Source organism: Saccharopolyspora sp. (genome assembly GCF_017434145.1).
In the GTDB taxonomy this organism is placed as follows: domain Bacteria; phylum Actinomycetota; class Actinomycetes; order Mycobacteriales; family Pseudonocardiaceae; genus Saccharopolyspora_C; species Saccharopolyspora_C galaxeae.
Window position 1 is genome coordinate 1 of record NZ_JAFRFW010000396.1, and the last position, 6180, is coordinate 6180.

General features: G+C 70.2%; 3 protein-coding genes and 1 pseudogene. All 4 read left to right on the forward strand.

Annotated features, from left to right (window positions below):
• Nucleotides 1-86: 86 nt before the first annotated feature.
• Nucleotides 87-4196, forward strand: a complete 4110-nt coding sequence (gene eccCa / locus IJH84_RS10820; protein ID WP_295143488.1) for a type VII secretion protein EccCa — start codon at nucleotides 87-89, stop codon at nucleotides 4194-4196.
• Nucleotides 4197-4336: 140 nt separating this feature from the next.
• The gene (locus IJH84_RS10825) at nucleotides 4337-5227 is read left to right on the forward strand and encodes a helix-turn-helix transcriptional regulator (protein WP_295143491.1); all 891 of its coding nucleotides are present in this window, start codon (nucleotides 4337-4339) and stop codon (nucleotides 5225-5227) included.
• A gap of 28 nt (nucleotides 5228-5255) precedes the next feature.
• Entirely contained in the window at nucleotides 5256-5462 is a 207-nt protein-coding gene (locus tag IJH84_RS29260; protein WP_307849875.1) for a DUF397 domain-containing protein, read from the forward strand.
• A 195-nt stretch (nucleotides 5463-5657) separates the two neighbouring features.
• Nucleotides 5658-6180, forward strand: a pseudogene (locus IJH84_RS10835) (type VII secretion-associated protein); the annotation flags it as partial.

Sequence of the window (6180 nt, forward strand, 5' to 3'; positions counted from 1 at the left end):
CGGGCAGTGCAGAATGCCGCCCGCGGTCCGCGGCCGCCGCGCACGGCCGCACGCATTGCCACGAGAAGGAATGGTTGTCGCCTCCGGTGAGCACGCTGCAGTTCAAGCGAATGCCGCGACTGGCCGCTCCGAGGCCACCGGGTGGGGAGGTGCACCTCGAACCACCGCCGGAGATTCCGCGGGTGATCCCGGGCAACATCGTCCAGAAGGTGCTTCCGGGCGTCATGATCGTGGCATCGCTCGGGATGATGGCGTTCATGCTTCAGCGGGCCAAGGACAACCCGATGATGATGATGATGCCGATGATGATGCTGGTCAGCACCGTCGGCATGATGGCTGGTGGCGGCCGGGAAGGCGGCCAGAAGAAGGCCGAGATGAACGAGGACCGCAAGGACTACCTGCGCTACCTCGGCCAGATGCGGGAACGCGCCAGGGAAGCCGCCGACGAGCAGCGGCTGGCCCGCGAGTGGGTGCACCCGGACCCGCAGACGCTCTGGTCCATTGCGGACGGTTCCCGCCGGATGTGGGAGCGGCGCCCGAACGACAACGACTTCTGCCAGGTGCGCGTGGGCCGCGGTTCGCAGCGGCTGGAGACCCGCCTGGTGCCGCCGCAGACCGGCCCGGTCGAGGAGCTGGAGCCGATCACCACGCTGGCGCTGCGCCGGTTCGTGCGCGCGCACTCGCTGGTGTCCGGCCTGCCGATCGCCACCTCGCTGCGCGGGTTCGCCGCGGTCGGGCTGCAGGGCGAGCGCGAGCTGGCGCGCGGGCTGGCGCGGGCGATGCTGACCCAGCTCGCCACCTTCCACACCCCCGACGACGTGATCATCGCGGTGGCCTCCAGCGGCCGCTCGCGCAGCGAGTGGGACTGGGTGAAGTGGCTGCCGCACGCCCAGCACCCCACCGAGACCGACGGCATCGGCCCGATGCGGCTGATGGCCGGTTCGCTGCGCGCGATCGAGGAGATGCTCGGCGAGGAACTCGCCGACCGCCCGCGGTTCCAGCGCAACGCGGCTCCGCCGGAGGGCCGCCCGCACGTCGTGATCCTGCTCGACGACGCCGAGATCAGCCGCGAGGAGCAGATCGTCGTCGAAGGCGGCATGGCAGGCGTGACGCTGATCGACCTCACCGACGTGCTCGGCCAGCTCACCGCGCGCCGCGGGATGCGGATCGTGGTGGAGCCGGACCGGATCGGCGCCCGCGGGCAGAACAGCGTGGAGTGGTTCGGCGAACCGGACTCGCTGACCATGGCGGAGGCCACCTCGGTGGCCCGGATGATGTCGCCGTACCGGGTCCCGAGCGGAGCCGCGGCGGTGGAGGACGACGGCGCGTTCGAGCCGCTGAAGACCCCGCTGAACTACATCGAGCAGCTGGGGCTGGCGGGCGACCCGGTCACCTTCGACCTGAACGAGGCGTGGCGGCCGCGTCCGCGCGAGGACCTCTACCGGGTCGCGATCGGACCCGGTGAGCAGGGCGAGATCGTGCACCTGGACATCAAGGAGACCGCCTACGGCGGCATGGGCCCGCACGGGCTGTGCATCGGTGCGACCGGCTCCGGCAAGTCGGAGTTCCTGCGCACGATCGTGCTCGGCCTGCTGGCCACGCATTCCTCGGCGGCGTTGAACTTCGTGCTGGTCGACTTCAAGGGCGGTGCGACGTTCAACGGTTTCGAGACCGCGCCGCACGTCTCGGCCAGCGTCTCCAACCTGGGCGACGACGCCACGCTGGTGGACCGGATGCAGGCCGCGCTGGACGGCGAGATGAACCGCCGCCAGGAAGTGCTGAACAAGGCGGGCGCGCGCAACGTCTGGGACTACCGCAAGCTCTACGAAGCCGGTGACGACAACGCGCAGGAGCCGATGCCCGCGCTGTTCGTGGTGATCGACGAGTTCAGCGAGCTGCTCTCGCAGAAGCCGGACTTCGCCGAGCTGTTCACCATGATCGGCCGGCTGGGCCGGTCGCTGCAGGTCCACTTGCTGCTGGCCTCGCAGCGGGTGGACGAGGGCAAGCTGCGCGGTCTGCAGGCGCACCTGTCCTACCGGGTCGGGCTCAAGACCTTCGACGCTTCGGAATCCCGTGCGGCGATCGGGATGCCGGACGCCGCGGACCTGCCCGCCGACGGTGGGCACGGCTACCTCAAGCATCCCGAGGGCATGGACCGCTTCCGCGCCGCCTACGTCTCCGAGCACGACCACCAGACCAGCGGCCGGCGTCCGATGGGCATCGCGGCCTCGCCGGTCACCGGCGAGAAGCGGCCGCGGGAGTTCACCCCGGAATACGTGGAGAAGCCCCCGGAACCGGAGACCCCGGTGGTCGAGGAGCCCAAGGAGACCAAGGACGACACCGCAGCACCGACCGACTTCCAGCTGGTGATCCGCAAGGTCGAGGGCGCGGGCCCGCCCGCGCACACGGTGTGGCTGCCGCCGCTGGACGCACCGCCCACTTTGGACGGTCTGCTGCCGCCGCTGCAGGCGACCGACGACCGCGGCTACACCGCAGCCGGTTCGTTCAACAGCGGGCGGTTGCAGGTGCCGGTCGGGCTGATCGACGTGCCGTACCACCAGCGCCAGGACTCGCTGACGCTGGACCTGGCGGGTGCCCAGGGGCACGGCGCGGTCGTCGGCGGCCCGCAGGCGGGCAAGTCCAACCTGCTGCGCACCATGATCACTTCGATGGCGCTCACGCACACCCCGCAGGAGGTGCAGTTCTACTGCATCGACCTCGGTGGCGGTGCGCTCTCGGCGCTGCGGAACCTGCCGCACGTCGGCGCGTTCGGCAGCCGCCGCGATCCGGACACGGTGCGCCGCACGATCGCCGAGATCAAGGCGCTGATGACGGCGCGGGAGGCCCGGTTCCAGGAGACCGGCCTCGACTCGATGAGCGATTTCCGCGCCCGCAAGCAGCGCGGCGAGCTCACCGACGACCCGTACGGCGACGTGTTCCTGATCATCGACGGCTGGGAGGCGTTCCGCGCCGAGGCGGAGTTCGAGCCGCTGGAAGCCGAGATCAACAACCTCGCGCAGCAGGGCCTGGCGTTCGGCATCCACGTGTTCCTGTCCGCGAACCGGTGGTCGGGCATCCGCCCGGTGCTCAAGGACAACCTCGGCACCCGGCTGGAGCTGCGGCTCGGCGATCCGGGCGAGTCGGAGGTGAACCGCAAGGTCGCGGTGACCGTCCCGGAAGGACGGCCCGGGCGCGGTCTGCACGTGTCCCAGCTGCACTTCCTGACCGCGCTGCCGCGGGTGGACAGCGAGAAGCTGGGCGACCGCATCCCGGTGGAGCGCAAGCGCGCGGAGGAGGCCAGGAAGCGCGGTGCCGACGAGGCCGAGCGCACGCCGCGCCCCGGGTGGCAGCTCTACAACGACGACCTCGCCGACGGGGTCGCCGACCTGGTGAACCGGGTGAAGAGTTCGTGGAAGGGCCGTCCGGCGCCGCAGGTCAGGCTGCTGCCGGAGCTGCTGCCGTACGAGCAGCTGCCGACGCTGGAGCAGCAGCCCCGGCCGCACCTGGTGCCGATCGGCATCAACGAGGACGGGCTCAACCCGGTCTACCTGGACTTCAAGGCGGAGCCGCACTTCTACGCCTTCGCCGAGCGGGAATCGGGCAAGACTTCGCTGCTGCGCACGATCGTCCGCGGGATCACAACGCGCTACACGCCGCAGGAGGCGCTGATCCTGCTGGTCGACGTGCGCCGCACGATGCTCGGGTTCATCGACTCGCCGCACCTGATGGAGTACACCGTCACGACCGAGCAGCTCAAGAACAACGTCCGCGACGTGGCCGCGGCGCTGAAGAAGCGGATGCCGGGTCCGGACGTGACCCAGCAGCAGCTGCGGGACCGGTCCTGGTGGACGGGTCCGGAGCTGTTCGTCGTGATCGACGACTACGAGCTGGTCTCGCCGCAGGGCAACAATCCGCTGACGCCGTTGCAGGAGTACGTCGCCCAGGCCACCGACGTGGGTCTGCACATGATCATCGCGCGGAACTCCGGCAACGCGGGTCGCGCGCTGTTCGAGCCGATCATCGGCAAGATGCGGGAGGTCTCCACGCCGGGTCTGGCGATGAGCGCCAACAAGGACGACGGGCAGCTGGTCGGCAACATCAAGTCGCGGCAGCTGCCGCCGGGCCGGGGCACCTTGGTCAGCAGGCGGCTGCGGACGCCGCAACAGATCCAGACCGCGATGATCCGCCCGGAGTGATCGCCGGACCGGATCGGGCAATACCACGGACCTCCCTCGCCGATCGGTGGGGGAGGTCCGTCGTTCCAGGCGCGCGGAACGCGAAATCATGACACGATCGAGCGAAGATCTTGCTCCGATGTAACACTTAAACTGTGTCCATGTCGGACACACCGCGAGCTCGTGCTCTGGGAAAGGAATTGCGCTCCGCACGGGCGGAGTCCGGGTTGACGATGCGCCAGGTCGGCACCTTGATCGGCTGTTCGGAAGCAAAGGTCAGCCGGCTGGAGACCGCCCGGCGCAGACTGTCCCCGCCCACCGTGCGCGCGTTCCTGGACGCGCTCGACGTGCGCGGCGGGGAACGGGACCGGCTGCTGCGGATGGCGCACGACATCGATCGCACCGCCTGGTGGGAATCCGGCGGCGGGCTGCCCGCCCAGCTCACCGAACTCGCCGACGCGGAAAGCCGCGCGGTGCGCATCACCGAACTGTCCGAAGTGCTCATTCCAGGGCTGCTGCAGATCCCGGAGTACTCCCGCGCGCTGTTCGCCGCGACCGAAGTGGAACCGCAGCACCGCGACCGGCTCGTCGCGGCCCGGCTGGCGCGCCAGCAGATCTTGAACGAGCCGGATCCGGTGCGCTACCTGGTGCTGCTGGACGAGGCGGCGCTGTGCCGGGCGGTCGGCGGCAGGTTGGTGATGGCCGACCAGTTGCGCGCGGTGCTCAAAACGGCCCGGCTGCCGAACGTGACGCTGCAGGTGATGCCGTTCTCGCTCGGCGGGCACACCGGGCTGGACGGCCCGTTCCTGCTGCTGGAGTTCGAGCGGAGCAAGCCGCTGGTGCACTTGGAGCAGCGGCGCTGCGGCGCATTCCTCGATGCTCCGGAAGATGTCACCCCGTTCCAGCGCGCTCGCTCTACGCTGTGCCGGACCGCGATGAGCCCGGCGCGTTCGGCCGACCTCGTCGCGGCCTATGCCGATGCGTACGAGCGCGAGGAGGACACCGGTGATGGGCGGCGGGAAGCGCTGGCGGAAGTCGAGCTACAGCGGTAGCCAGTCGGCTTGCGTGGAGGTCGGCGGCGTGGCGGCGGTGGTCCGCGTCCGGGATTCCAAGGACCGTTCCGCGGTGTTGCGCTTCCGCCGCGAGCAGTGGCGCAGCTTCGTCGCCGACCTCAAGCGGCGCGAATCGCCGTTTCCCGCGCGGCGCATTGCCGCAGTTCTGCGCGCGAATGCGCCCGCACCGTTTTGCAGCGGCACGCCGGGAGCGGACGTCAAGCGATCTGTGTGAATGCCACCCGATCGAGGGCAGATTGTTGAAGTGAGCGCACCCTCGGCACCTAGGCTGCTTCGGTGAATTCTGATCGGGGGGAGTTCAACTCGGGCAAAGTTCCGTTCCCGTCGGCAAGCCTGCCTGCCGCCGAAGACACCGCCGCTGCAGCGTCCGGGTCGGAGGTTCGGCCGGTGGCGCGTGAAGGAGTTGTTGGTGTCCCTGCACGTCTCGGTCGACTTCGGCACCTCCAGCACTTGCACCGTGGTCTCCGCGGGCGGCGGTGAGCCGCAGGTCGTGGCCATCGACGGCCGCCCGCTGGTGCCCTCCGCGGTGTTCGCGGCGGCCGACGGCACGCTGTTCGTCGGCAACGAGGCGGAACGGCAGGCCGCGGTCGACCCGTCCCGCTTCGAACCGCATCCCAAGCGGCGCGTGGACGAGGGCGAACTGCTGCTGGGCAGCACCGTGCTGCGGGTCGGCGACGTGGTCCGGTCGGTGTTGCAGCGCGCTGTCGGCGAAGCCCGCAGGTACGCGGGCGGTGCGGCGGTGGAGCTGCTGGTGCTGACGCATCCGGCCGATTGGGGTTCGGTGCGCGCGGGCGTGCTGCGCCAAGCCGCGGCAGGGCTGGCGCAGCAGCTCGTGCTGGTGCCGGAGCCGGTGGCCGCGGCGGTGTTCCACTCCTCCGGCTGCGGTCGGACCGGTTACGGGCAGGCCGGTTGCGGCGGCGCCGGCTACGGCC

Bases quoted from the DNA above. Each gene is read 5' to 3' on its own strand.
- IJH84_RS10825 (WP_295143491.1), top strand. From the start codon at position 4,337: ATGTCGGACACACCGCGAGCTCGTGCTCTGGGAAAGGAATTGCGCTCC.